The organism is Acinetobacter sp. V2, assembly GCF_001188385.1.
Lineage (GTDB): Bacteria > Pseudomonadota > Gammaproteobacteria > Pseudomonadales > Moraxellaceae > Acinetobacter > Acinetobacter oleivorans.
This window is the reverse complement of record NZ_JZFB01000001.1, coordinates 1837041-1838447: the sequence shown is the minus strand read 5'-3', so window position 1 is coordinate 1838447 and position 1407 is coordinate 1837041. Positions and strand designations below refer to the sequence as shown.

The 1407-nt window shown below is 40.5% G+C and carries 2 protein-coding genes; both read left to right on the top strand.

Annotated features, from left to right (window positions below; translation table 11 throughout):
- A partial coding sequence (locus tag UC75_RS20820; RefSeq protein ID WP_228137181.1) for a GMC family oxidoreductase occupies positions 1-789 on the top strand: 789 nt, incomplete at its 5' end.
- A gap of 10 nt (positions 790-799) precedes the next feature.
- Positions 800-1407: aldehyde dehydrogenase family protein (locus UC75_RS20815; RefSeq protein WP_228137180.1), on the top strand; the 608-nt coding region annotated here is incomplete at its 3' end.

The window sequence follows — 1407 nt, the reverse complement described above, 5'->3', positions numbered from 1 at the left end:
GAAGAAATTCACGCAAAAGAAGTGATCTTATCGGCAGGAACTTATGGGAGTGCTGCCATTCTATTACGGTCAGGTGTTGGACCGTCAGATCAATCGAATAAATTAGGTATTCCTGTTGTTGTCGATTTACCTGTAGGCTTAAATCTGATGGATCATCCATTTTATTACAACGCCTATGCAGCAAAACCTGACTTAATAGGGGATCAATCTCCTGTGATCGGGGCAAAACTTTGGACAAATAGTTCAAGTGCAACATCAGGCGAACTCGATTTACATATCACTGCAACACATTTATTTCCTCATGAAATGAGCCCAACTAAAGTGGGTTTTGTTTTAGCAGTTGCATTAACTCGTCCAATCTCTCGGGGGCGTATCTGGATTGAAAGTAAAGATCCATTGCAAGCTCCTAAAATTGACTTAAATTTTTTAGCAGCAGATCAGGATAAAGCTCGTCTACTCGAAGGAATTAAGCTTGCGCGTAAGATCGGTCAAACCGCACCATTATCAGATTTAATTGATAGTGAGATTGCACCGGCAGCTGACAGTGATGAAGAAATTTTAGCCTCTGTTCGATCAACATTAGATACCTATCATCATCCTGTTGCGAGTGCTCCAATGGGGCAACTAAGTGATCCGAATGCAGTTGTAGATTTAGAAGCAAAAGTACACGGCGTAACTGGCTTACGTGTTGTGGATGCTTCAATTTTTCCAGATGTTCCATCTGTTGCAACAAACGTTACTGTCATTGCTACCGCTGAACATATTGCGAATTTATATACAAATGCTTAAGGAAAAAATGATGTCTCATATTGCAAAAAATTGGATTAATGGAGAATGGGTAGATTCTGTTGAACATAAAGATTCAATTAACCCTGCAAATTATACTGTGATAGGACAATATGCAGATGCAACGGAAGCAGATGCTGCAAAAGCGATTACTGCGGCTAAAAATACCTTTCGAAATACAGATTGGAAAGACAATCGCTCACTTCGTTCACGTGTATTACATGACTTAGCAGATGCTTTTGAAAAATATACACCTGAGTTGATTGAAATTTTATCGACAGAAAATGGCAAAGTAAAAGCTGAAGCAGGTTTTGAAGTCAGCATGGTTCCTGCCAAATTGCGTTACTATGCCTCTTTAACCATGACCGAATATGGTCGTGCTTTAGAGCCTAAAGCAGGTAGCTTTTCTATAAGCTTAAGACAAGCAATGGGCGTTGCTGGCATTATTGTTCCGTGGAATTCACCTGTTGTTCTACTAATTCGTTCGCTCGCACCAGCTTTAGCCGCAGGTGCAACAGTCGTTGTCAAAATGCCGGGTCAAACAGCACAAACCAATGCACTGATTGCAAAGGTCATGTCAGAAGTACCTTCTTTGCCTAAAGGTGTGGTTAATATCTTTAG